Below are 21,904 nucleotides of genomic sequence, written 5' to 3'. Positions count from 1 at the left end.
TGCCGGGGCACATGAACGTGTTGCTGGCCGAGGCCGAAGTGCCTTACGACCAGGTGTTCGAGATGGACGACATCAACTCCGAGTTCGGCCAGGCCGACGTGGTGCTGGTGCTGGGGGCCAACGACGTGGTCAACCCGGCGGCGAAGAACGATCCGAAATCGCCGATTGCCGGCATGCCGATCCTCGAGGCGTTCAAGGCCAAGACCATCATCGTCAACAAGCGCTCGATGGCCAGCGGCTATGCCGGTCTGGACAACGAGCTGTTCTACCTGGACAAGACCATGATGGTGTTCGGTGACGCCAAGAAGGTCATCGAAGACATGGTCAAGGCTGTCGAGTAACCCTCTGCGGTACACAGAACGCCCCGACTCGTCGGGGCGTTTTTGTTTGCGCAAATCGTCGGACAAACTATTCTTTTGTTACCGATCCGGTAACGGTGTTTTGCTTGAAAGGCCCGGAATAGACGCCTCGATTGCGACCTTGGTAGCGGGACAGAAGCTGGCGCAATTCACTAGACTGCACGTCCTGCTACCTGTTGCCCGAGATAACAATCCATGTACCGTGACCGTATTCGCCTGCCTTCGTTGTTGGACAAAGTGATGAGCGCTGCCGACGCTGCCGCTCTGATTGAGGACGGCATGACCGTCGGCATGAGTGGCTTTACTCGCGCCGGCGAAGCCAAGGCCGTCCCCCAGGCGCTGGCCGAGCGCGCCAAGGTCACGCCGCTGAAGATCAGCCTGATGACTGGCGCAAGCCTGGGCAACGACCTCGACAAGCAGTTGACCGAAGCTGGCGTGCTGTCGCGACGCATGCCGTTTCAGGTCGACAGCACCCTGCGCAAGGCGATCAATGCCGGCGAGGTCATGTTCATCGACCAACACTTGTCGGAAACCGTGGAGCAATTGCGCAACCAGCAATTGAARCTGCCGGACATTGCCGTGATTGAGGCCGTGGCGATCACCGAGCAGGGGCATATCGTGCCAACCACCTCGGTCGGCAACTCGGCCAGCTTCGCGATTTTCGCCAAGCACGTGATCGTCGAGATCAACATGGCGCACAACCCGAATCTCGAAGGTCTGCACGACATCTATATTCCGACCTACCGTCCGACCCGTACACCGATTCCGCTGGTCAAGGTCGACGATCGCATTGGCAGTACCGCCATCCCGATTCCAGCGGAAAAAATCGTCGCCATCGTGGTCACCAACCAGGCTGACTCGCCTTCCACTGTGCTAGCGCCGGACGCCGAGACCCAAGCCATTGCCGATCACCTGATCGACTTCTTTAAACAGGAAGTGGCAGCCGGACGCATGACCAACAAGCTCGGCCCGCTACAAGCCGGTATCGGCACCATCGCCAACTCTGTGATGTGCGGCCTGATCGACTCACCGTTCGAAGACCTGACGATGTATTCCGAGGTGCTGCAGGATTCGACCTTCGACCTGATCGATGCGGGCAAGCTGAGTTTTGCGTCGGGCAGTTCGATCACCCTGTCGAGCCGGCGCAATGCCGACGTGTTCGGTAACCTGGAGCGCTACAAGGACAAACTGGTCCTGCGCCCGCAGGAGATCTCCAACCACCCTGAAGTCGTGCGCCGCCTCGGCATCATCGGCATCAACACGGCACTGGAGTTCGACATCTATGGCAACGTCAACTCCACCCATGTCTGCGGTACACGGATGATGAACGGCATCGGTGGCTCGGGCGACTTCGCGCGCAACGCGCACCTGTCCGTGTTCGTGACCAAGTCGATCGCCAAGGGCGGTGCGATCTCCAGCGTGGTGCCGATGGTTAGCCATGTTGACCATACCGAACATGACGTCGACATCCTCGTGACCGAAGCGGGCCTGGCAGACTTGCGCGGCCTGGCGCCCCGGGAGCGTGCCCGAGTCATCATCGACAAGTGCGTGCACCCCGATTACCGCCAGGCGCTGAATGATTACTTCACCGCCGCATGCGCCATCGGCGGGCACACCCCGCACATCCTGCGTGACGCCCTGAGCTGGCACATAAACCTGGAAGAAACCGGGCAAATGCTGAAGAAGTAATTGCTACAGATAGCAGCTGGCGCAAACACAGTTTCGTCAGCTGGCTCTTACCCGCCTCCCAATATGAAAAAAACTGTACTGCTGTACCGGTCATTTCCCGAGGAAAATTCCTACCTTACCGAGCCAAAACAGCAATTTTGCACCTTAATAGTGCGCATAGGTACAGTTGCCTCAATTTTGACCAGTACACCCCCTATAAACAGTTAACTGAGCCCTCACAATACAGATGAACTGTATCTACAGAGACTAGGCAAACGAGAGGATCATGGGCACCAGTTAAACCACTACCTAATCCCGCCATAAGCGGAAGGATGACCACCATGGAACGTACACTCAGTTCCGATCTGTTCTTTCAAGACACTGCTGCAAAAACCCAGGCTTCCCTGCCTCTGCGCGTTATCGCCAACCTGATGCTGTGGCAGCGCCGCATCACCAGCCGCCATCAACTGGCTCGCCTGGATTCGCGTCTGCTGGCTGACGCCGGGATTAGCGAAGCACAACGCTACGAAGAGCTGAGCAAGCCGTTCTGGCGCTAAGTTAGCGTCGCTGGCTCTGACCTGAAGGTCCACCGCCAGCAACCCGAATTGAAAAAACAAGACCCGTCGTGGGAAACCACGACGGGTTTTGTCGTTTTGGCCTGTCAAATCCAGTCTTACAGTAGGGAAACTCGGATACCAGTACAGTTTGCAAAAAATACAAATTTGATGAGTACAATATCATCGCAGTGTGTCTGTAGCGGATGTTCGGCCGGTGTCAGCATGGAACCCTCTACCTATCAGGACAGGGACCGCACCATGAATTTTTTACAGGATGTTTCCACCCCATCGGTTCAATCGAGACCTCGCCTGAACGGGGTCAGCGATCTGTTAACAGGGCTCTTCGCCAGTCTCGAAAGAGCGAGAACACGACGTTTACTGGCTCAACTCGATGATCGTCAGCTATCAGATCTTGGTATCAGCCACGCCGACCGCAGCAATGAATTGGATAAACCGTTCTGGCGCTGACTTCCTGCTGGCATGGTCGGGGCTGTTCGAACCGGTACGCACAAGCCTAATATCAGACCAGAACGTGGCGAACGCCGAGTGCCTGGCGTCTGACATTGCAGACACTGCGCCATATTTCAATTGGTCTACCCAAAGGAGTTACCCCAATGCCCCGTCTTCGCCTGCTTAGCGCCGCGGTCCTGTTTGCCGTGGCTGCCAGTGCCCAAGCCAGCAGCTTCATCGTGACCACGGACGCTGTAGTCAATGCGCTCAAAGCCACGTCCGATGCGACCACCGACGTCGTCTCGTCTTCGTTCAAGGATGACAAGATCGTGCTTGCCGCCCGTGACGACGCCGCCAGCTTCGTCGCCAGTGAAGGCTCCATCCGCGGCGTGAAACTGGAAAGCGCCATCGATCACATTCACCGCCAGGCGCCACAGCTGAACGCAACCGACGCCCAACTGGCGCAAGCGATCCTGACGATCTAAACGACTGCACAGACATGGGGCACGCCCGGCGCGCCCCAATGTTTCGACGCTGGCTCTAGATCGGGCCTTGCGCTAGCCTTGGGACTCATTTCCAACTGTCGAGTCTCATGCGTTTTCCTTCAAGTCTCTTGATCGCTCCAGTCTTGCTTACCCTTGGTTACTGCGGATCAACCCACGCTTATGACGCTTTCAACCTGTCCACCCAAGGCGTCGTCGCCAGCGGTTACGCCACAAGTTTGGTGACCAGCGCCCCCTTCGACCATAAACTGCTGCTCGCCGCCCAGGATGACGCCGCGGCATTCATTGCCAGTGACGGCCAACTGAGAGGCGCACGACTGGAGTCGGCCCTGCGGTATCTGCGCCGAACCCAGGCAAAACTTCATGCCAGCGACCTTGAACTGGCACAAGCAATTCTCGTCCAATAGTTATCCCTGCTTTTCTGGAGTCGTTCCATGCGTAACCCGCTGATTGCTGCCACCTTAGGCCTGCTGCTGTTGGCCGATGTGGCCCAGGCACATACTCTGGTTGCCACCAGTAATATGCTGATCCGTGCTACCCAGCGCACCCTCGATTTCACCTCCGACACCACCACGTCCATCCGCGATTCGAAAATCGTGCGCGAAGCCCAGGACGACGCCGCCAGTTTCGTTGCCAGCAATGGCGACATTCGTGGCGCTCACCTGGAGTCCGCTTTCGACCTGCTGCGTACCCGCGTGCCTGAAGCTCGCGACGCCAGTGATCAGGACCTCGCCGAAGCCATCCTCGCGCTGTGAAGCGTCCAGGCGCCTGGCTGCTGGCCGGGGCCCTGTTGCTGCTAGGCAACACGGCCCACGCAGGCCTTCAATTACAGCTAAAGACCGAAGGTCTGACTCCCGCGCAACAGCAAGCCAGCCAAGCTTTGCTCGATGAAGCCATGCAGGCACTGCCGCCACGCTTTATCGAGCAACTCGATCGACGCATCGACGTCGGCTGGACCGATGACATGCCACGCAACGCCTACGGTCAGGCATCGCTGGTGTCCGAGCTCGATCTGAACCGCAACCTGCTGGCCGGTCTCACCGATGGCAGCGCCGCGACGAAGAAAACCCATCGCCCCCATGGCACCGTGCGCCGGGAAATGCTGGCCACGGTGTTGCACGAGCTGACTCACATCTACGATCGCTCGCGCCTGTGGCCGGATGCCGAGCGCAAGCTGATTCAACGCTGCACCCAGCGCAACAACAGCTCAGGGCTGGTTGGCATTCCCGACCAATGCCGGGGCCAGTCGGATCGGCGTTTTACCCTCAGTGATGATCCACGCCTGCTCGACCTCGCGGGTTGGCAGCAATACGTAGGCCGTCGCGGTGAACGCGAACAGCACAATCGCCAGATTGCCCGCAGTCCGGACATCTACGAGACCAGCAATCCGAAGGAATTCGTCGCGGTCAACATGGAGTATTTCCTCCTCGACCCGGGCTACGCCTGCCGCCGACCCGCGCTGTACCGCTACTACAAGGAACATTTCGGTTGGGCGCCTGCCGCCAAAAACACCTGCAGTAAAACCTTCGCTTTCCTCAATGCCGGCAACGACTTCGCCAAGACACCTTTGGGCCAGGTCGATCCGGAGCGGGTGTATGCCGTTGACTATCTGCTGGCCGAGGCCAACCAGAACCTGTTCAGCCGCTGGGGCCACAGCATGTTGCGCCTGGTGATCTGCGCGCCGGGCCGACCACGCGGACCGGATTGCCGACTGGACCTGGACCAGCATCTGGTGCTGTCGTACCGCGCCTTCGTCGGCGACGTACAGCTGTCGAGCTGGGATGGCCTGGTCGGTAAATACCCGTCGCGGCTGTTTATCCTGCCGCTGTCCCAGGTCATCGACGAATACACCAAGACCGAATTGCGCAGCCTGGCCTCCGTGCCCCTGAACCTGTCGCGCAGAGAGATTGAAGACGTGGTGGGACGTGCCGCCGAGATGCACTGGAGCTACGACGGCAACTACTTCTTCCTGTCAAACAACTGCGCAGTGGAGGAACTGAAATTGCTGCGCGGCGGGACCAACAACCCGCAGTTGGTTGGACTCGACAACATCATGCCCAACGGTTTGCTGGAAGTGCTGAAGGGACGGGGACTGGCGGACACCAGTGTGCTGGACGATCCACGGGAAGCCCTGCGTCTGGGTTATCGTTTCGACTCCTTCCGCGATCGCTATCAAGCCATGTTCGATGTCCTGAAAAAGCACCTGCCGATCAAACAGGAAACCGTCGAAGACTGGCTCGACTTGAAAGCCGCGGAGCGTCGGCAATGGTTCGAGCAGGCTGATTTGCGCACCAGTGCGGCGTTGCTTCTGCTGGAGCAAGCGAGTTTTCGTCGGCAACTGCTGTTGGCCCAGGATGAAGTGAAACAGCGTTATCTGGGCGCCCGAGAACTGAAGAATGGCGGCATGGACAAGGCCAACGAGACGCTCAAGGACATTCTCGCCAACAGTGGCTTCCTCAGCCGGCCGGCGGAGCTGCTGGGTACCAACGGTTATGGCTTGCCGCAACCGAGCGAGTGGGAGCATCTGGAATCGGAAAGCAGCCAGCGCCAGAAGCAGCTCCTGGCACTGTCCGGGGATCTGGACAAGGAAGTGAGAGCGTTGCTTGAACCGGGCCGTGCCGCCGAAATGGCTGCCAATGAGGCCAACGTGAAACAGATTGGCGAGCACTTGCGCAAACTGCACAAGGCGTCAGGCGGGATAGAATTGCCTTGATAGCGCAACCTTGTGGGAGCGAGCTTGCTCCCACAAGGTTTACATCGTTCAGCCACACACAGCAAAAAGGGCTTCAGAACACAGTCCTGAAGCCCTTTTTGCTGTTTTGTCGGTGCCGCGAGGCTCTAATTCCTCTGTATCAGGAACTTTACCCTTAGCTGACGCGGGCTTTACGCACGCCGTCCGCCAACGCCGAGCACAGGCTCAATACACCGTCGACGGCCTGTTCTGCGGTTGCCGCATTGGCGATCTGGTCGATCAATGCCGACCCCACCACCACACCGTCAGCCAAGCGAGCGATGGACGCCGCCTGCTCTGGGGTACGGATACCGAAACCGATGCTGATCGGCAGGTCGGTATGGCGGCGCAGACGGGCGACCGCTTCCTCGACGTGTTCGAGCGTGGCGGCCCCGGCACCAGTCACGCCAGCCACAGAGACGTAGTAGACGAAACCGGAGCTGCCGTTGAGAACGGTCGGCAGGCGCACATCGTCGGTAGTTGGCGTGGTCAGGCGGATAAAATCCAGGCCCGCGGCCTGCGCCGGGTCGCACAGTTCGCCGTTATGCTCCGGCGGCAGGTCGACCACGATCAGGCCGTCAACGCCGGCCTCTTTGGCTTCGGCAATGAAGCGCGGTACGCCGTACATGTGGATCGGGTTGAAGTACCCCATCAGCACCAGCGGCGTTTCGTTGTTGTCCTGGCGGAACTCGCGAACCATTTGCAGGGTTTTCGCCAGATTCTGCTTGGCACCCAACGCACGGATGTTGGCGAGCTGGATGGCCGGGCCGTCAGCCATCGGGTCGGTGAAGGGCATGCCCAGTTCGATCACGTCGGCACCAGCCGCCGGCAAGCCCTTGAGGATGGCCAGGGACGTGTCATAGCCCGGGTCGCCGGCGGTCACGAAGGTCACCAGGGCGGCGCGGTTCTGTTCCTTGAGTTCGGCAAAACGCGTTTGCAGGCGGCTCATCAGTGTTTCTCCTGCTTTGATTGTTCCATATGGTGCATTACGGTCTGCATGTCTTTGTCGCCACGGCCGGACAGGTTGACCACCATCAGGTGATCCTTTGGCAGGCTCGGTGCGCGCTTGAACACTTCAGCCAGGGCATGGGCGCTTTCCAGGGCAGGGATGATCCCTTCCAGGCGGCAGCACTGGTGGAATGCAGCGAGGGCTTCGTCGTCAGTCACCGAGGTGTACTGAACGCGGCCGATGTCATGCAACCATGCGTGCTCCGGACCGATACCCGGGTAGTCGAGGCCGGCAGAGATCGAGTGGGCGTCGATGATCTGGCCATCGTCGTCCTGCAGCAGGAAGGTGCGGTTACCGTGCAACACACCCGGTACACCGCCGTTCAGGCTGGCCGCATGCTTGCCGGTCTCGATGCCGTAACCGGCGGCTTCAACGCCAATGATTTCAACACTCTTGTCGTCGAGGAACGGGTGGAACAGGCCCATGGCGTTGGAACCACCGCCAATGCACGCCACCAGGCTATCTGGCAGACGGCCTTCCTGGGCTTGCAGTTGCTCACGGGTTTCCTTGCCGATCACGGCCTGGAAGTCGCGAACCATTGCTGGGTAAGGGTGCGGACCCGCCACGGTGCCGATCAGATAGAAGGTGCTGTCGACGTTGGTCACCCAGTCACGCAGGGCTTCGTTCATCGCGTCTTTCAGCGTGCCGGTGCCAGCCACCACCGGGATCACTTCGGCACCCAGCAGCTTCATGCGAAACACGTTGGCCTGCTGACGTTCGATGTCAGTGGTGCCCATGTAGATCACGCAATCCAGACCGAAACGCGCGGCGACGGTGGCAGTGGCCACACCGTGCATGCCGGCGCCGGTCTCGGCGATGATTCGTTTTTTGCCCATGCGTCGCGCCAGCAGGATCTGGCCGATGCAGTTGTTGATCTTGTGCGCGCCGGTGTGGTTCAGCTCTTCGCGCTTGAGGTAGATCTTCGCGCCGCCACAGAACTCGGTCAGGCGCTCGGCGAAGTACAGTGGGCTTGGGCGTCCGACGTAGTCGCGCTGGAAGTAGGCCAGTTCCTCCTTGAATGCAGGATCTTCCTTGGCCAACTCATATTCACGGGCCAGGTCGAGGATCAACGGCATCAGGGTTTCGGCAACGTAGCGACCGCCGAACGCGCCAAACAGGCCGTTGGCATCAGGGCCGTTGCGCAGATTAGTCTGGGTCATTTGGCGCTCCAGTTGAATGCGTGAAGTGATGCATAAAGAGATAGTGGGCTTCACTCTACCCCTGACGCCCCGACCTGAAAACCGATAAGATCGCCGCCACCTGTCAGGAAAACTCACAGATCAAATGAGCCATGACCTTCCTCCGCTGAACGCGCTTCGCGCCTTCGAAGCCGCTGCCCGCTTGAACAGCGTAAGTCAGGCGGCCGAACAGTTGCATGTCACCCATGGGGCCGTCAGCCGGCAACTCAAGGTGCTTGAAGAACACCTCGGCGTAAGCCTGTTCATCAAGGACGGACGCGGCCTGAAACTCACAGATGCCGGGTTGCGCCTGCGTGATGCCAGCAGCGAGGCCTTCGAGCGTCTGCGCAGCGTTTGCGCCGAACTCACACAAAGCACGGCCGATGCTCCATTCGTGCTCGGTTGCTCGGGAAGCCTGCTGGCGCGCTGGTTTATCCCGCGACTGGGGAGACTCAATGCCGACCTGCCGGACTTGCGCCTGCACCTGTCGGCCGGAGAAGGCGATCTCGACCCGCGAAGGCCGGGGCTGGACGCCTTGCTGGTATTTGCCGAGCCCCCCTGGCCCGCGGACATGCAGGTTTTTGAGCTGGCCAGCGAACGCATCGGCCCGGTCATGAGCCCAYGGTTCACCGGCTATGAACGGCTCAAGGACGCGCCGGACACTGCACTGCTGAGCGAGGCTTTGCTGCACACCACCTCACGCCCGCAAGCCTGGCCGAGTTGGGCGCAACCACGTGGACTCGACGCGAGGGTGCTGAAGTACGGTCAGGGATTTGAACATTTGTATTACTTGCTGGAAGCCGCCGTCGCGGGTCTGGGTGTGGCGATTGCCCCCGAACCCTTGGTGACGGAGGACTTGAAGGCCGGCCGCCTGGTTGCGCCATGGGGCTTCAGTGAAACCCCGGCACACCTGGCGTTGTGGCTCCCCAAGCGCGCCGCGGACGGGCGCGCCCGGCAACTGGCGCAGTGGCTCAAGAACGAACTGCGTCAAACGGATTAATCACGCTTGCACAACAGATAAGCGGCCAGCAGGCCTAATGCGCCCACGGCGACACCGGCTGTTGTCCAGGGGTGTTCCTGGGCGTAGTCCCGGGTGGCAATCCCGGTTTCGCGGGTTTTGACCTTGACCTCTTCATAGGCATCGGCCAGCAAATGGCGCGAGTGCTTCAAGGCATTCTCGGCGTTGCTTTTCAGGGTCTTGAGTGTTTTACGCGACTCATCCGAGGCGTCGTCCTTCAAGCTTTCCAAAGACTTGAGCAGACTCTCGATCTCGGCTTCCATGCTTTGCAATGAGGCTTTGCGTAACGAGGTGTTGGCCATGGTGACTCTCCTGCATTGGTGATGAGTGGCATGTGTTGGTTGGGACTGCAGGGGTTCGAGAAAGTGCAGAAAACCTGAACTTCATCCTCACAGCGACCAACAGAAAATAGGAAAAATCACTGCTAGGCTGTAATTCACACGCCGAGGAGAACGCCATGTCTGACCATCACACCTACAAGAAAGTCGAGCTGGTTGGCTCGTCTACCAGCAGTATCGAAGATGCGATCAACAACGCCCTGACCGAAGCCAGCAAAAGCATCAAGTACATGGAATGGTTTGAAGTGACCGAGACCCGTGGGCACATCAGGGACGGTAAGGCTGCGCACTTTCAGGTGACCTTGAAAGTCGGGTTCCGGATTGCCAGCAGCTGACTTTGGGCTAGTCTTCTGAACTTGCACGCCGGCCGAATGCCATAGGGAATGGTAAAGCACTGCATGAGTGCGTCCGGCTGACGGCTGGTTACCCCTATGATCTGACCAGGGAATGCACCGATGAAGAAGTTTATGTTGGCGGTAGGCTTGTTGAGCCTTGCAGGGACCGCATTGGCGGGCGGCAAGCCATGCGATGAGCTGAAAGCCGAAATCGCAGCGAAACTTGATGCCAAGGGCGTTTCCGGATATTCGCTGGAGATTGTCGATAAAAGTGCCGCTGCCGGCGGGAAAGTCGTTGGCAAATGCGAAGCGGGCGCCAAAGTGATCGTCTATAAAAAGTAGGCCGACTCTCGCCTGAATGAATAAGCCGACGCCCTGGCGCCGGCTTTTTTATGCCTGCCGTTTGAGTATCAGCCTCGCATGAGCTGCGCCAGTAGCTCGTAGGAATGCACGCGATCCGAATGTTCGTACAGGTCACAGGTGAAAATCAGCTCGTCGGCCTGGGTCTGTTCAATCAGGACCTCGAGTTTGGCGCGGATTTTCTGCGGGCTGCCGATCATGGCCAAGCCAAGGAAATCGTGCACGGCCTCTTTCTCATGGGGCAGCCACAGGCCGTCCATGGTCTTCACCGGTGGACGCTGTACCAGGCTTTGGCCACGCATCAGGGCGAGAATCCGCTGGAACACCGAAGTCGCCAGGTAATCGGCCTGCTCGTCGGTATCGGCTGCCACTAAAGGCACGCCGAGCATCACGTAAGGTTTGTCCAAAACGGCTGACGGCTTGAAGTGATTGCGATAGACCCGAATCGCTTCATGCATGTAGCGCGGTGCGAAATGCGATGCGAAGGCGTAGGGCAAACCACGCTCACCGGCCAGTTGTGCACTGAACAGGCTCGACCCCAACAACCAGACTGGCACATTGCTCCCGGTGCCCGGCATGGCGATGATGCGTTGGTCCGGAGTACGCGGCCCGAGATAGCGCACCAGCTCCGCCACATCTTCCGGGAAATCGTCGGCGCTGCCGGAGCGTTCACGGCGCAGCGCACGTGCGGTCATCTGGTCGGAACCGGGCGCGCGCCCCAGGCCCAGGTCAATGCGGCCCGGATATAGACTTTCCAGGGTGCCGAACTGCTCGGCAATCACCAACGGTGCGTGGTTGGGCAACATCACCCCACCCGAACCGACACGAATGGTCGACGTGCCACCGGCCAGGTAACCAAGCAGCACCGAAGTCGCGGAACTGGCGATACCGTCCATGTTGTGGTGTTCAGCCACCCAGAAGCGGTTGTAACCGAGTTTCTCGACGTGCTGCGCCAGGTCCAGCGAATTGCGCAGCGACTCGGCCGCGCTGCCGTTCTCGCGCACCGGCACCAGGTCGAGGGTCGAGAACTTGATATCGGACAGTCGTTTCATAAACCTGCTTCTCCAATTGAGGGCGCAGGTTTGTTCTTGCGAACGCAAACCTGCCGAATCCAAAAGCGTGTTCATGCAATGTGGGCATATACCCGAGTTTCAATAGCCCGGTAAAAAATCCCGCGAAAAAAGCAGATTGATCGGACAGGGCTGCCCGGTTTCCAAAGTGCTGAATGCGAAGATCAGCCTGGAGGCCACACTGGTTGGCTGGATTTTCGTTGAACACAAAAGATCGCAGCCTTGGCAACCTGCCGGGATCATTCGGTAGATGGTGCTCAAGTCTGCGATCTTTTTTGCGTCGCGACAGATTTGCCCGCTAAAACTGTGGTCGAATAAACGACAGCAGCGAAAACCCATGACTGTGCGTGCTGCGTCAAAGGAGCTTCAACCATGAAACGTTTTACCCTGGCGGTTATCTGTTGCGCACTGGCCACTTCGGCCCTCGCGGCACCGAAACCCTGCGAAGAACTCAAGGCCGAGATCGAAGCCAAGATCCAGGCCAGTGGCGTCACCGCCTACACGCTTGAAATCGTCACCAACGACGAGGTCCACGACCAGAACATGGTCGTGGGCTCGTGCGAAAACGGCACCAAGAAAATCATCTACCAGAAGAACGACCGCTGACACCTCACATCAAGCAGTAAGACTCCCGATCTTCTGCAACGATCTCCCGCTTGGCGTTGTATAGCCTGGCTTCAGGGATGAAGGCAATCGAGCGGCCTTCAAGCACATAACGTTGGCCGGCTTCGAAATGATCGAAGTTGATGGTCAAGTAACATATGCGTTCAGAAGGGCCGCCCATCATGTTCAAGCCCCCGCCACCAGGTACTTCGTAGTCAAAGCGGACGATCAGTTCATGGCTGCCGGGCATAACCTCAAAAAAACGCCCGTCGGCCAAGCGCTGTTTATCCAGACGCTCGGCCATCAGCAATTTATCGTTAGGGAAGGGCGTGGAAAAATCGACCCAGGCCATCTTTGGATTAGCCGTCGGCATCGGGCTCTGACAGCCAGCGACAATGCTGGCAGCCAGCAACAGCATCAACCTGTACATGATGAATGTCCCAAGGGGTTATACATTCAGCATAACGCCGATCAGGTGTGTTGACAGCCCGCAGGCGTGCCTTGGCCAACCACTTTTCGCTGTTCATCGTAGAGCTTCGCCCAAGGCCGAAAACCGATGTTCCCCACCTTTAGCCGATAACGCTCGCCCGCGTTGAAGTCGTTGAATTTCACGTTCAACTGGCAATCGCGCCACAACGGTTCGGCGTCAGGGCCGATGTTGGTGGGCTGGACCGAGAATTGGTAGCGGACCGTCAGCTCATGGCTACCGGGCCGGACCTGGAAATAGCGTTTGTCGTCGGTGGCCTTGTTATCAACCTCCAGCGCCTGCAGAGTCGTATCTTTTTGCTTCGAGTCCAGGTCGATCCAGGCTTGCGCAGGATCAGGGCGGGGTAGTCCGAAAAAAGCACAGCCGGCCAGCATCAGCAGGCCTCCTGTCAGTATCAACATGCGCATAGCGGAGCTCCAGTCAGGCAGGATAGTCTTGCGGAAAGACTCTCCAAGGAAGAATTATTGTGTTCAGGCCGCTTCCTAGCCTTGGCTTACTTGATCGCGTTTTTCGCGTTTTGTTTCCGGGTGTGATGTTTTTGTTGCTCAACGGTTGCGCCAGCGTCAGCTACTACCACCAACTGGCCAGCGGCCAACTGCAGTTGCTGCGGGCCAGGGAGCCGGTTTCCAGCGTGATTGCCGACCCGGCGCGCGATCAAAAACTGCGCACACACCTGGAGCAATCGCAAAAGGCCCGAACGTTCGCCAGCCAGCAATTGCACCTGCCGGATAACCAGAGTTACCGCTTGTACGCGGACATTGGGCGCCCCTTCGTGGTCTGGAATGTCTTCGCCACGCCGGAATTTTCTCTCAAGCCTGTAAACCACTGCTTCCCCATCGCCGGCTGCGTGGCCTACCGCGGTTACTACAGCCAGAGTGCAGCCCGCGGCGAAGCAGCTTTGCAACGTTTGCAGGGCATGGACGTGTCGATTGGCGGCGTCGAGGCCTATTCGACACTCGGCTGGTTCAACGACCCGATCATCAGTTCGATGATGGGCTGGGGGGACGAGCGACTGGCCACGCTGATCTTTCACGAGCTGGCCCATCAGCGCTTCTATGTGAAGGACGACACGGAGTTCAACGAATCCTTCGCCACCTTCGTCGAGCAGGAAGGTACTCGCCAATGGCGCGCCTACCGCCTCCTGCCACCGGATAACAATGCGCAGGCGCGTCAGCGCAACCAGTTCACTGCGTTGGTGCTCAAGACCCGCACCCGACTGGAAAAGCTCTACACCTTGCCGCTGCCAACCGGACAAATGCGCCAGCGCAAGGCTGCCGAGTTCGAGCGCTTGCGCAGCGAATACCGGCAATTGCGTGACAGTCAGTGGGCCGCAGACAAACGCTACGACGCCTGGATCTATGCCCCGATGAACAATGCCCGACTTTTGCCGTTTGGTTTATACGACCAATGGGTACCGGCATTTGCCGTGCTGTTCCATCAGGTGAATGGCGATTGGCTCAGGTTTTATGCCGCCGTGGAGAAGCTCGGCGCCTTGCCCGCGGGCGAGCGCAAGGCGGCGCTGAAAGCATTGGCTGACGGGGCCGATCAACCAAAGAACCAATAGCAAACCCCGATTGCACCCAGCACCCCGGCCAGCTCCGCCAGCAATGCACAACCGACTGCATGGCGTGCGCGCTGGATGCCCACGGCGCCGAAGTACACCGCCAGGACATAGAACGTCGTCTCGGTACTGCCCTGGACCGTTGCCGCCACCAGCGCCGGGAAGCTGTCGACGCCCGAGGTCTTCATGGTTTCGATCAGCATCGCCCGGGCAGCGCTACCGGAGAAGGGTTTGACCATCGCCGTCGGCAGCGCATCGACGAATCGCGTGTCCCACCCGGCCCACGCGACCAGATGGCGAATCCCGTCCAGGCCGAAGTCCAGCGCACCGGAAGCTCGCAATACGCCAACCGCGCAGAGCATCGCCACCAGATAGGGCAGCAGGTTTTTGGCGACGTCGAACCCCTCTTTGGCACCCTCGATGAAGGCCTCGTAGACCTTCACCTTACGCAGCGCGCCGATCAGCAGAAACAGCATGATCAGGCCAAACAGCGTCAGGTTGCCGAGGATCGATGACAGACCGGCCAGCGCGGTCGCCGAAAGGGTCGCCAGTAACGCCATGAACCCACCAAGAGCGAGGGCACCGGGGATCATGTAAGCCAGCACCACGGGGTCCCAGATGCGCAGGCGCTGCATGAACGCCACCGACAGGAAGCCGACAATGGTCGAGCAACTGGTCGCCAACAGGATCGGCAGGAACACCAGCGTCGGGTCGGGCGCGCCTTGCTGGGCGCGATACATGAAGATGGTCACCGGCAGCAGGGTCAGCGAAGAGGCGTTGAGCACCAGGAACAGGATCTGTGCGTTGCTGGCGGCGGTAGCGCTGGGATTGAGTTCTTGCAGCGCTTTCATGGCCTTGAGACCGATCGGCGTGGCGGCGTTGTCCAGGCCCAGGCCGTTGGCGGCGAAGTTCAGGGTGATCAGGCCGATGGCTGGATGACCCGGCGGGACTTCAGGCATCAGGCGCAAAAACAGTGGCCCCAGGGCCTTGGCCAGCCATTCGACGATCCCGGCTTTCTCGGCAATGCGCAAAAAACCCAGCCAGAGGGTGAGGGTGCCAAACAGCAGCACCATGACTTCGACCGACAGCTTGGCCATGGCAAAAATGCTTTCCACCATTGCCGCGAAAATCCCGGCATTACCGCCGATCAGCCACTGCGCCAGCGCCGATACGGCTGCCACGATGAAGAAGCCAAGCCACAGGCCATTGAGCATCAGTCAAATCCCCCAAAAGATCCGCGAATGATAGCGGGGTGGCCAGAAACGACAAACCCCGGATTTCTCCGGGGTTTGTTGGGACAGCCGTCGTAGATCACTGTGGGAGCGAGCTTGCTCGCGATGAGGGACTCACAGCCAGCATTGATGTCGATTGATACACCGCTATCGTCGGAACGCCGCCCGGAGCAAGCTCACTCCCACAAAAAGCCAATCTACACAGGGTTTGATCAGCCCTTGAAAGTTTCACCCGCCGGCAGTTTTTCCTTGCTGCGCCAGTGCGGCAGGGAGTTCCAGTAGCGCTGGCCCTTGGCGTCGTCGTACATGCCTTCCCAGCGAGCGATAACCAGAACAGCCAGGGCGTTGCCGATCACGTTCAGTGCGGTACGGGCCATGTCCATGACGCGGTCGACACCGGCGATGAACGCCAGGCCTTCCAGTGGAATACCGACGCTGCCGAGGGTAGCCAGCAGTACCACGAAGGACACGCCCGGTACGCCGGCGATGCCTTTGGAGGTGACCATCAACGTCAGTACCAGCAGCAGCTGCTGACTGATCGACAGGTCGATGCCATACAGCTGGGCAATGAAGATCGCCGCGATGCTTTGGTACAGGGTCGAACCGTCGAGGTTGAACGAGTAACCGGTCGGCACCACGAAGCTGCAAATGGCTTTCGGCGCGCCGTAGGCTTCCATCTTCTCGATCACGCGCGGCAACACGGTTTCGGAGCTGGCGGTGGAGTAGGCCAGTACCAGCTCATCCTTGAAGATGCGCATCAGCTTGATCACCGAGAAGCCGAACAGGCGAGCGATCAGGCCCAGGATCACGAAAGCGAAGAAGGCGATGGCGACGTAAACCAGGATCACCAGTTTGGCCAACGGTATCAGCGACGCGAAGCCGAAGTTGGCCACAGTCACCGCGATCAGTGCGAACACGCCGATCGGGGCGTAGTTCATGATCATGTGAGTGACCTTGAACATGCTTTCCGATACGCCCTGGAACATCTTCACCAGCGGCTCGCGCAGGTCCGCCTGCAGGCTCGACAAGCCGAGACCGAACAATACGGAGAAGAAGATGATCGGCAGCATTTCGCCGCGAACCATGGCCGCGAAGATGTTCGACGGGATCAGGTTGAGGATGGTTTGGACGAACGCGTGTTCATGCTGAACCTCGGCCGCCGTGGCCTGGTACTTGGAAATGTCCACAGTGCCCAGGGTGCTCATGTCGATGCCGGCACCCGGATGGAACAGGTTGGCCAGCAGCAGACCGACCACGATGGCGATGGTGGTGACGATCTCGAAGTAAATGATGGTCTTGAAGCCGATACGCCCCAGCTTCTTGGCATCACCGACGCCGGCAATGCCGACAATCAGGGAGGAGATGACGATCGGGATCACGATCATCTTGATCAGACGGATAAAGATATCGCCTGCCGGTTGCAGGACGTTGCTGATCCACCAGGCTTTTTCGGCACTGAAATGGTTGAGCAGCGCACCGATTGCAATCCCCAATACCAAACCGATGAGGATCTGCCAGGCGAGGCTAAGCTTTGCCTTCTTCATATCTTTACCCTTAATTGTTGTTTGACTCAGGGAGATGCACGAACTGGAACGCTTATGGCGAAAAAGTCTAGTGCATCTACCCCCGTATAAGGTGCCCCGGAACGCGTGTTTATGGCTCTCCGGCAGGCGAAAAAGGCGCAACTATTCCGATGCAAGGGAGCGCCGTCTAATGCCGTAAACGCCTACCCTATGCCGAATCGGCATGAAGTTTTTTTAGTAAACCGCGCGTCCCAACCGGTTCGAATACGACATTTCGGCAGGTATAAGTGCCGTGAACCGGTCATCATAGAGCAGATTGAGTGTTTTTTGAGCAGTGGCCGAGAATTGATTTTTCAGCAGAATCCCGCAGGACGAAGCGAAAAATCGCGGCCAAAAAAAAGTGATTTTTCTCGATATACGGTCGCTGGTGAAACACCGGGAAAAGTATTTTCCGACGTTACCAGGACAAGGACGCGAGAACGGTGAGGAAACCGAGACGAGCGCTCTATTTCAATGTGTTGCTTGATCAAGCCCTTCGCAAGCCCGTCGAACCATGGCGGTCCGGCGAACTTGCGCAGCAGCTTTTCCTGACCCGGCCCTTGCGCAGGCACTCGCTGTACCCGTAGGTCACTCCGCCCCTGAAACAGGCAGAACATCCCGGCCCCTTGGTCATGCGCCAGCCTTCCTCAGGTGACGCAGGTGGAAATAGGCGCTGTGGCCTCCCTCATGTGCGTACTTCAATACCCGTTCGGATCTTTCTTCGTTTGCTCCATCGACAGGGCGGCTGCCAGTGCCTTGAACAAACCGTTCATGTCAGCTTCGACCGCGACGGCCAAAGAAGAAGGAAGCAACGAACATCACCAGGAACACGACAAACAGAATCTTGGCGATACCTGTGGCAGCGCCCGCGATACCACCGAAACCCAGTACGGCAGCGACTATGGCGATGATCAGGAATGTGATTGCCCAGCTCAACATGGTAATTCTCCTTACGCTTGTGTTTAGAGGTGCTGCGTTTCCCGGCGCATCGTGTACGCAGAAGTTTTGCCTAGAACACCCAATGCTCCTGATGACGTATCTCACCCACAGGCCCGGTCTGGTCGACATCCATCATGCGCATCGGGGTGGTGTCGGCCTGAAGACTGCTGACAGCACTGAAATGGGTTTGGGTCGGATGCGGAATCGACAGGCGTGGCGCTTCCGGCTGCTGACTCTGCTCCCAGCGCAGAAACTGCTGGCCGCCGATCAGGGTGATCAACAGCGCCAGAACAGCAAGCAGTCCTTGCTCGATATGCACAGGCGAGAAGTGCAGGTAGGCGGCGCGTTGGCGGTTCATCCTGGATCTCCTGCCACTCGGGTCGGTATTCGATAGCGGGCGTCTGTTTTTGAATGCCCTGGTTAACCAGACAATTGCAGCCCGCATGCCAGCTTTGACTCAATTTAATTTTCTTTAATTTCAATATCTTACAATCATCAAAAAAATCACTTCGCACGCATCCTGCACGATGCCACTTGCGCGGTCGTGCGTATTGCATGATTCGTTTGAAGGAGTGCGTAAATTTTTTGAATTGAGAGGAGGGCGCGGATGTCAGAAATACACGCTGGTTTTTGTAAGAAACCGGGCATCCATTAAAAGACCGGCGAAATCAGGTGGCTAAGCGATACATGGGATGAAAGCTACCCTGCCATGATCGGAATGGCTCAGAATCAATCATGCAACTTGCCCGATTTCTCCGAGACCAAATAAAGATTATTCATTAAGGAGCGTAGGAAAATGGAATCAGCCACTGAGCATCAAGGCCGCATTCTACTGGTGGATGATGAGTCCGCCATCCTGCGTACTTTCCGTTATTGCCTCGAAGACGAAGGCTACAGCGTGGCTACCGCCACCAGCGCAGCGCAGGCAGAAGCCCTGTTGCAGCGACAGGTCTTCGACCTGTGCTTCCTCGATTTGCGTCTGGGTGAAGACAACGGCCTTGATGTGCTGGCGCAGATGCGTATTCAGGCGCCCTGGATGCGGGTGGTGATCGTCACCGCGCACTCAGCGGTCGACACCGCAGTGGATGCGATTCAGGCCGGTGCCGCTGACTATCTGGTCAAACCGTGCAGCCCCGATCAATTGCGGCTGGCAACCGCCAAGCAACTGGAAGTGCGGCAACTGTCGGCGCGACTGGAAGCCCTGGAAGGTGAAGTACGCAAGCCCAAGGATGGGCTGGACTCCCATAGCCCGGCCATGAAAGTGGTACTCGAAACCGCCCGCCAGGTTGCCACGACCGATGCCAATATCCTGATTCTTGGTGAATCCGGTACCGGCAAGGGCGAACTGTCCCAAGCCATTCACGGCTGGAGCAAACGCGCGAAGAAATCCTGCGTCACGATCAACTGCCCGTCGCTGAACGCTGAACTCATGGAAAGCGAACTTTTCGGCCACAGCCGTGGCGCCTTCACCGGTGCCAGCGAAAGCACCTTGGGCCGAGTCAACCAGGCTGATGGCGGTACGCTGTTTCTCGACGAGATCGGCGACTTTCCCCTGACATTGCAGCCAAAGTTGCTGCGTTTCATTCAGGACAAGGAATATGAGCGCGTCGGTGATGCGGTGACCCGTCGCGCCGATGTGCGCATCCTCGCGGCCACCAACCTCAACCTTGAGGACATGGCCCGCGACGGTCGTTTCCGAGAAGACCTGCTCTATCGCCTGAATGTCATTACCTTGCACCTGCCACCGCTACGCGAACGCCGCGAAGATATTCTCAACCTCGCCGATCGTTTCCTCGCACGCTTCGTCAAGGAATACGCCCGTCCCGCGCGCGCCTTCAGCGACGAGGCGCGGGAAGCACTGCTGGGCTATCGTTGGCCGGGCAACATCCGTGAGCTACGCAACGTGATCGAGCGGGCGAGCATCATCTGTCCGCAGGAGCGGGTCGAGATCAGTCATCTGGGCATGGCCGAAACCCCGGTCCACAATGCACCGCGTATCGGCGCGGCTCTGAGCCTGGATGAACTGGAAAAGGCCCACATTGGTGCGGTCCTCGCCACCGCCGACACGCTGGACCAAGCGGCGAAAACCCTGGGCATCGACGCCTCGACGCTGTACCGCAAACGCAAACAGTACAACTTGTGAGCAACAGCGGATGAAACTGGCGATGAAATTGCGGACCCGGCTGTTCCTGAGCATCTCCGCACTGATGACCATCGCGTTGCTCGGGCTCTTGCTCGGGCTGGTCAGCGTGATGCAGATGGCCGGCAGCCAGGAAGTGCCCACCCGCAAAAACTTCGTCACTCTGGACCTGGGGCTCAAACTGCGTCAGACCCTGGGTGATCAACTGATCATCATGCTCAGCGAGAAACCTGACTCCGCCGCTTTCGCCGCCTCGAAGCAGCATTACTTCGAACTGCTGGAGGAAGGCATCGCCCAGGAGCCAGCGCAGACTGGAAGCGAGTACGGCTTCAGAAAAGCCAAGGCCGACTACGAGCGCTTTATCCAGGCTTATGAAACGTCCCCGGACCCGTCGAATGTGCTCGGCAGCCACAGCAACCTGACGGAAAAACTCAACGCGCTACGCAATGGCCTGATCGCCGAGCACAAGCGCGCACTGGATAACATCAACGATACCGAGCGCCAGGCCCGGGAGCAGGCGCAGCTGATTGCCGGGTTGCTTGGCCTGGTGGCGCTGGCGGTGCTGATCGTCGGCTTCGTGACCGCGCAGGCCATCGCCCGGCGCTTCGGGGAGCCCATCGAGGCTTTGGCCAAGGCGGCGGACAATATCGGCCAGGGCAATTACGATGTCACCCTGCCGATCTCTTCGGCGGTGGAGCTGAACCAGCTGACCCGGCGTTTCGGGATCATGGCCCAGGCGCTGCGTGAGCATCAGGCCACTAACGTCGATGAACTGCTGGCCGGTCAGCAGCGTTTGCAGGCTGTACTCGACAGCATTGACGACGGACTGCTGATGATCGACCGTCAGGGCCATCTGGAACACCTTAACCCTGTGGCCCAGCGTCAGCTGGGCTGGGAATCCGATCGTCTGGGTCTAGGGTTGGGAACGGCGCTGGAGCGCCCCGAACTCGATGAGCAGCTACAACTGGTGCTGCGCGGCGGCACGCTGGAGCGGGCGCCGGAAGACTTGAGCATCGAAGTCGATGGCGAGTCGCGACTACTGACCTATAGCCTGACCCCGGTAAGCCATACCCAGGGACATATTCTCGGTGCCGTGATGGTGCTGCATGACGTCACGGAACAGCGTGCCTTCGAGCGGGTACGCAGCGAATTTGTATTGCGCGCCTCCCATGAGTTGCGCACACCGGTCACCGGCATGCACATGGCTTTCGGATTGTTCCGCGAGCGCGCTCACTTTGCCCGGGATTCCCGGGAAGCCGACCTGCTCGATACCGTGAATGAAGAGATGCAGCGGCTGATGCAGTTGATCAATGACCTGCTGAATTTCTCCCGTTACCAGAACGGCTTGCAGAAACTCACCCTGGCGCCGTGTTCCATCGAGGCGTTGCTGGAACAGGCTCAGTCACGCTTTGCCACAGCGGCCGAAGAGAAGGAAATCAATCTGCTGGTGGATGTGCAGGGACCTTTGCCGCGATTACAGGCCGACCAGCCACAACTGGACCGGGTACTCGACAACTTGCTCGACAATGCCTTGCGTCACACCGGCTCCGGCGGGCGAATACGCCTGCAGGCCCGGCGCCACGGCGACCGGGTCATCATCAGTGTCGAGGACAACGGTGAAGGCATCGCCTACGGTCAACAGGGGCGGATCTTCGAGCCGTTCGTACAGGTCGGACGCAAAAAGGGCGGGGCCGGGCTCGGCCTGGCCTTGTGCAAGGAAATCGTGCAATTGCATGGCGGGCGCATGGGCGTCTACTCCCGGCCGGGGCAAGGTACTCAGTTCTACATGGCGCTGACCGTTTAG

The 21,904-nt window shown here is 58.8% G+C and carries 25 protein-coding genes; 15 read left to right on the top strand and 10 right to left on the bottom strand.

Going from position 1 to position 21,904, the window contains the following annotated elements:
* The 8 genes from AC1DU9_RS06980 to AC1DU9_RS06945 form a co-directional block, all read left to right on the top strand.
* Window positions 1-341, top strand: a 341-nt coding sequence (locus tag AC1DU9_RS06980; protein ID WP_477809933.1) for an NAD(P)(+) transhydrogenase (Re/Si-specific) subunit beta, incomplete at its 5' end; no start/stop codon positions are given.
* A gap of 213 nt (window positions 342-554) precedes the next feature.
* Complete coding sequence (locus tag AC1DU9_RS06975) at window positions 555-2,048, top strand: acetyl-CoA hydrolase/transferase family protein (RefSeq protein ID WP_477809932.1); 1,494 nt, start codon at window positions 555-557, stop codon at window positions 2,046-2,048.
* A 320-nt stretch (window positions 2,049-2,368) separates the two neighbouring features.
* Window positions 2,369-2,584: a DUF1127 domain-containing protein gene (locus AC1DU9_RS06970; RefSeq protein WP_108218709.1), complete on the top strand. Its 216-nt coding sequence runs from the start codon at window positions 2,369-2,371 to the stop codon at window positions 2,582-2,584.
* A 258-nt stretch (window positions 2,585-2,842) separates the two neighbouring features.
* Window positions 2,843-3,052, top strand: coding sequence for a DUF1127 domain-containing protein (locus tag AC1DU9_RS06965; RefSeq protein ID WP_477809934.1), 210 nt, complete (start codon window positions 2,843-2,845; stop codon window positions 3,050-3,052).
* A 146-nt stretch (window positions 3,053-3,198) separates the two neighbouring features.
* Window positions 3,199-3,519, top strand: a complete 321-nt coding sequence (locus AC1DU9_RS06960; protein ID WP_477809931.1) for a DUF2388 domain-containing protein — start codon at window positions 3,199-3,201, stop codon at window positions 3,517-3,519.
* 107 nt (window positions 3,520-3,626) lie between these two features.
* Window positions 3,627-3,944: a DUF2388 domain-containing protein gene (locus tag AC1DU9_RS06955; protein ID WP_477809930.1), complete on the top strand. Its 318-nt coding sequence runs from the start codon at window positions 3,627-3,629 to the stop codon at window positions 3,942-3,944.
* A 27-nt stretch (window positions 3,945-3,971) separates the two neighbouring features.
* Window positions 3,972-4,292: a DUF2388 domain-containing protein gene (locus AC1DU9_RS06950; RefSeq protein WP_008002141.1), complete on the top strand. Its 321-nt coding sequence runs from the start codon at window positions 3,972-3,974 to the stop codon at window positions 4,290-4,292.
* The gene (locus AC1DU9_RS06945; protein ID WP_477809929.1) at window positions 4,289-6,250 is read left to right on the top strand and encodes a DUF7844 domain-containing protein; all 1,962 of its coding nucleotides are present in this window, start codon (window positions 4,289-4,291) and stop codon (window positions 6,248-6,250) included. The genes AC1DU9_RS06950 and AC1DU9_RS06945 overlap by 4 nt, the downstream gene beginning before the upstream one ends.
* 154 nt (window positions 6,251-6,404) lie before the next feature.
* On the opposite strand, the gene trpA is transcribed toward AC1DU9_RS06945, so the two are convergent.
* Together trpA and trpB are read right to left on the bottom strand one after the other, a co-directional pair.
* On the bottom strand, window positions 6,405-7,217 hold the full coding sequence (gene trpA, locus AC1DU9_RS06940; protein ID WP_104450435.1) for a tryptophan synthase subunit alpha: 813 nt from the start codon (window positions 7,215-7,217) through the stop codon (window positions 6,405-6,407).
* A complete protein-coding gene (gene trpB, locus AC1DU9_RS06935) occupies window positions 7,217-8,437 on the bottom strand; it encodes a tryptophan synthase subunit beta (protein ID WP_218431420.1) in 1,221 nt (406 codons plus the stop codon). Before trpB ends, trpA begins: the two co-directional genes overlap by 1 nt.
* A gap of 124 nt (window positions 8,438-8,561) precedes the next feature.
* On the opposite strand from trpB, the gene AC1DU9_RS06930 reads away from it, so the two are divergent.
* Entirely contained in the window at window positions 8,562-9,455 is an 894-nt protein-coding gene (locus tag AC1DU9_RS06930; protein WP_477809928.1) for a LysR family transcriptional regulator, read from the top strand.
* Here AC1DU9_RS06930 and AC1DU9_RS06925 read toward each other — a convergent pair.
* The gene (locus AC1DU9_RS06925; protein ID WP_007969764.1) at window positions 9,452-9,775 is read right to left on the bottom strand and encodes an ElaB/YgaM/YqjD family protein; all 324 of its coding nucleotides are present in this window, start codon (window positions 9,773-9,775) and stop codon (window positions 9,452-9,454) included. The two genes, AC1DU9_RS06930 and AC1DU9_RS06925, sit on opposite strands and share 4 nt — an antisense overlap.
* A 155-nt stretch (window positions 9,776-9,930) precedes the next feature.
* Between AC1DU9_RS06925 and AC1DU9_RS06920 the strand changes: the two genes are divergently transcribed.
* Together AC1DU9_RS06920 and AC1DU9_RS06915 are read left to right on the top strand one after the other, a co-directional pair.
* Window positions 9,931-10,146 carry a dodecin gene (locus AC1DU9_RS06920; RefSeq protein WP_015092929.1) on the top strand — a complete coding sequence of 72 codons (216 nt, stop codon included), beginning with the start codon at window positions 9,931-9,933 and terminating at the stop codon, window positions 10,144-10,146.
* A 120-nt stretch (window positions 10,147-10,266) separates the two neighbouring features.
* Window positions 10,267-10,488, top strand: a complete 222-nt coding sequence (locus AC1DU9_RS06915; protein WP_223459256.1) for a DUF1161 domain-containing protein — start codon at window positions 10,267-10,269, stop codon at window positions 10,486-10,488.
* 68 nt (window positions 10,489-10,556) lie between these two features.
* Here the strand turns inward: AC1DU9_RS06915 and AC1DU9_RS06910 are convergent, their stop codons facing one another.
* Window positions 10,557-11,558 carry an LLM class flavin-dependent oxidoreductase gene (locus tag AC1DU9_RS06910; RefSeq protein WP_223459254.1) on the bottom strand — a complete coding sequence of 334 codons (1,002 nt, stop codon included), beginning with the start codon at window positions 11,556-11,558 and terminating at the stop codon, window positions 10,557-10,559.
* A 390-nt stretch (window positions 11,559-11,948) separates the two neighbouring features.
* On the opposite strand from AC1DU9_RS06910, the gene AC1DU9_RS06905 reads away from it, so the two are divergent.
* Window positions 11,949-12,182: a DUF1161 domain-containing protein gene (locus tag AC1DU9_RS06905; RefSeq protein ID WP_223459252.1), complete on the top strand. Its 234-nt coding sequence runs from the start codon at window positions 11,949-11,951 to the stop codon at window positions 12,180-12,182.
* Window positions 12,183-12,186: 4 nt separating this feature from the next.
* On the opposite strand, the gene AC1DU9_RS06900 is transcribed toward AC1DU9_RS06905, so the two are convergent.
* Complete coding sequence (locus AC1DU9_RS06900; protein ID WP_223459250.1) at window positions 12,187-12,609, bottom strand: PA0061/PA0062 family lipoprotein; 423 nt, start codon at window positions 12,607-12,609, stop codon at window positions 12,187-12,189.
* A 41-nt stretch (window positions 12,610-12,650) separates the two neighbouring features.
* Complete coding sequence (locus tag AC1DU9_RS06895) at window positions 12,651-13,073, bottom strand: PA0061/PA0062 family lipoprotein (RefSeq protein ID WP_223459248.1); 423 nt, start codon at window positions 13,071-13,073, stop codon at window positions 12,651-12,653.
* Between the two features lie 59 nt (window positions 13,074-13,132).
* On the opposite strand from AC1DU9_RS06895, the gene AC1DU9_RS06890 reads away from it, so the two are divergent.
* Window positions 13,133-14,230, top strand: a complete 1,098-nt coding sequence (locus AC1DU9_RS06890) for an aminopeptidase (protein WP_223459246.1) — start codon at window positions 13,133-13,135, stop codon at window positions 14,228-14,230.
* Here the strand turns inward: AC1DU9_RS06890 and AC1DU9_RS06885 are convergent.
* From AC1DU9_RS06885 to AC1DU9_RS06870, 4 genes are all read right to left on the bottom strand, one after another.
* Entirely contained in the window at window positions 14,212-15,441 is a 1,230-nt protein-coding gene (locus AC1DU9_RS06885) for a nucleoside recognition domain-containing protein (protein ID WP_223459244.1), read from the bottom strand. The genes AC1DU9_RS06890 and AC1DU9_RS06885 overlap by 19 nt on opposite strands.
* A 230-nt stretch (window positions 15,442-15,671) precedes the next feature.
* Entirely contained in the window at window positions 15,672-17,003 is a 1,332-nt protein-coding gene (gene gltP, locus AC1DU9_RS06880; protein WP_223459242.1) for a glutamate/aspartate:proton symporter GltP, read from the bottom strand.
* A 792-nt stretch (window positions 17,004-17,795) separates the two neighbouring features.
* The gene (locus AC1DU9_RS06875) at window positions 17,796-17,960 is read right to left on the bottom strand and encodes a DUF1328 domain-containing protein (RefSeq protein WP_477809927.1); all 165 of its coding nucleotides are present in this window, start codon (window positions 17,958-17,960) and stop codon (window positions 17,796-17,798) included.
* Window positions 17,961-18,030: 70 nt separating this feature from the next.
* Window positions 18,031-18,318, bottom strand: a complete 288-nt coding sequence (locus AC1DU9_RS06870; protein ID WP_223459236.1) for a hypothetical protein — start codon at window positions 18,316-18,318, stop codon at window positions 18,031-18,033.
* A 438-nt stretch (window positions 18,319-18,756) separates the two neighbouring features.
* Between AC1DU9_RS06870 and algB the strand changes: the two genes are divergently transcribed.
* Together algB and AC1DU9_RS06860 are read left to right on the top strand one after the other, a co-directional pair.
* Entirely contained in the window at window positions 18,757-20,103 is a 1,347-nt protein-coding gene (algB, locus tag AC1DU9_RS06865) for a sigma-54-dependent response regulator transcription factor AlgB (protein WP_223459234.1), read from the top strand.
* A 10-nt stretch (window positions 20,104-20,113) separates the two neighbouring features.
* Window positions 20,114-21,904 carry an ATP-binding protein gene (locus tag AC1DU9_RS06860; RefSeq protein WP_477809926.1) on the top strand — a complete coding sequence of 597 codons (1,791 nt, stop codon included), beginning with the start codon at window positions 20,114-20,116 and terminating at the stop codon, window positions 21,902-21,904.

The organism is Pseudomonas sp. P4_C1 (genome assembly GCF_056402155.1).
The sequence above is the reverse complement of the archived record's forward strand: the minus strand, read 5'-3'. Positions and strand labels throughout refer to the sequence as shown.

Excerpts from the sequence above, each read along its gene's own strand:
- AC1DU9_RS06970 (WP_108218709.1), top strand. The coding sequence starts at position 2,369 with ATGGAACGTACACTCAGTTCCGATCTGTTCTTTCAAGACACTGCTGCA.
- AC1DU9_RS06965 (WP_477809934.1), top strand. The coding sequence starts at position 2,843 with ATGAATTTTTTACAGGATGTTTCCACCCCATCGGTTCAATCGAGACCT.
- AC1DU9_RS06960 (WP_477809931.1), top strand. The coding sequence starts at position 3,199 with ATGCCCCGTCTTCGCCTGCTTAGCGCCGCGGTCCTGTTTGCCGTGGCT.
- AC1DU9_RS06955 (WP_477809930.1), top strand. The coding sequence starts at position 3,627 with ATGCGTTTTCCTTCAAGTCTCTTGATCGCTCCAGTCTTGCTTACCCTT.
- AC1DU9_RS06950 (WP_008002141.1), top strand. The coding sequence starts at position 3,972 with ATGCGTAACCCGCTGATTGCTGCCACCTTAGGCCTGCTGCTGTTGGCC.
- trpA (WP_104450435.1), bottom strand. The coding sequence starts at position 7,217 with ATGAGCCGCCTGCAAACGCGTTTTGCCGAACTCAAGGAACAGAACCGC.
- trpB (WP_218431420.1), bottom strand. The coding sequence starts at position 8,437 with ATGACCCAGACTAATCTGCGCAACGGCCCTGATGCCAACGGCCTGTTT.
- AC1DU9_RS06925 (WP_007969764.1), bottom strand. The coding sequence starts at position 9,775 with ATGGCCAACACCTCGTTACGCAAAGCCTCATTGCAAAGCATGGAAGCC.
- AC1DU9_RS06920 (WP_015092929.1), top strand. The coding sequence starts at position 9,931 with ATGTCTGACCATCACACCTACAAGAAAGTCGAGCTGGTTGGCTCGTCT.
- AC1DU9_RS06915 (WP_223459256.1), top strand. The coding sequence starts at position 10,267 with ATGAAGAAGTTTATGTTGGCGGTAGGCTTGTTGAGCCTTGCAGGGACC.
- AC1DU9_RS06910 (WP_223459254.1), bottom strand. The coding sequence starts at position 11,558 with ATGAAACGACTGTCCGATATCAAGTTCTCGACCCTCGACCTGGTGCCG.
- AC1DU9_RS06905 (WP_223459252.1), top strand. The coding sequence starts at position 11,949 with ATGAAACGTTTTACCCTGGCGGTTATCTGTTGCGCACTGGCCACTTCG.
- AC1DU9_RS06900 (WP_223459250.1), bottom strand. The coding sequence starts at position 12,609 with ATGTACAGGTTGATGCTGTTGCTGGCTGCCAGCATTGTCGCTGGCTGT.
- AC1DU9_RS06895 (WP_223459248.1), bottom strand. The coding sequence starts at position 13,073 with ATGCGCATGTTGATACTGACAGGAGGCCTGCTGATGCTGGCCGGCTGT.
- AC1DU9_RS06885 (WP_223459244.1), bottom strand. The coding sequence starts at position 15,441 with ATGCTCAATGGCCTGTGGCTTGGCTTCTTCATCGTGGCAGCCGTATCG.
- gltP (WP_223459242.1), bottom strand. The coding sequence starts at position 17,003 with ATGAAGAAGGCAAAGCTTAGCCTCGCCTGGCAGATCCTCATCGGTTTG.
- AC1DU9_RS06875 (WP_477809927.1), bottom strand. The coding sequence starts at position 17,960 with ATGTTGAGCTGGGCAATCACATTCCTGATCATCGCCATAGTCGCTGCC.
- AC1DU9_RS06870 (WP_223459236.1), bottom strand. The coding sequence starts at position 18,318 with ATGAACCGCCAACGCGCCGCCTACCTGCACTTCTCGCCTGTGCATATC.
- algB (WP_223459234.1), top strand. The coding sequence starts at position 18,757 with ATGGAATCAGCCACTGAGCATCAAGGCCGCATTCTACTGGTGGATGAT.
- AC1DU9_RS06860 (WP_477809926.1), top strand. The coding sequence starts at position 20,114 with ATGAAACTGGCGATGAAATTGCGGACCCGGCTGTTCCTGAGCATCTCC.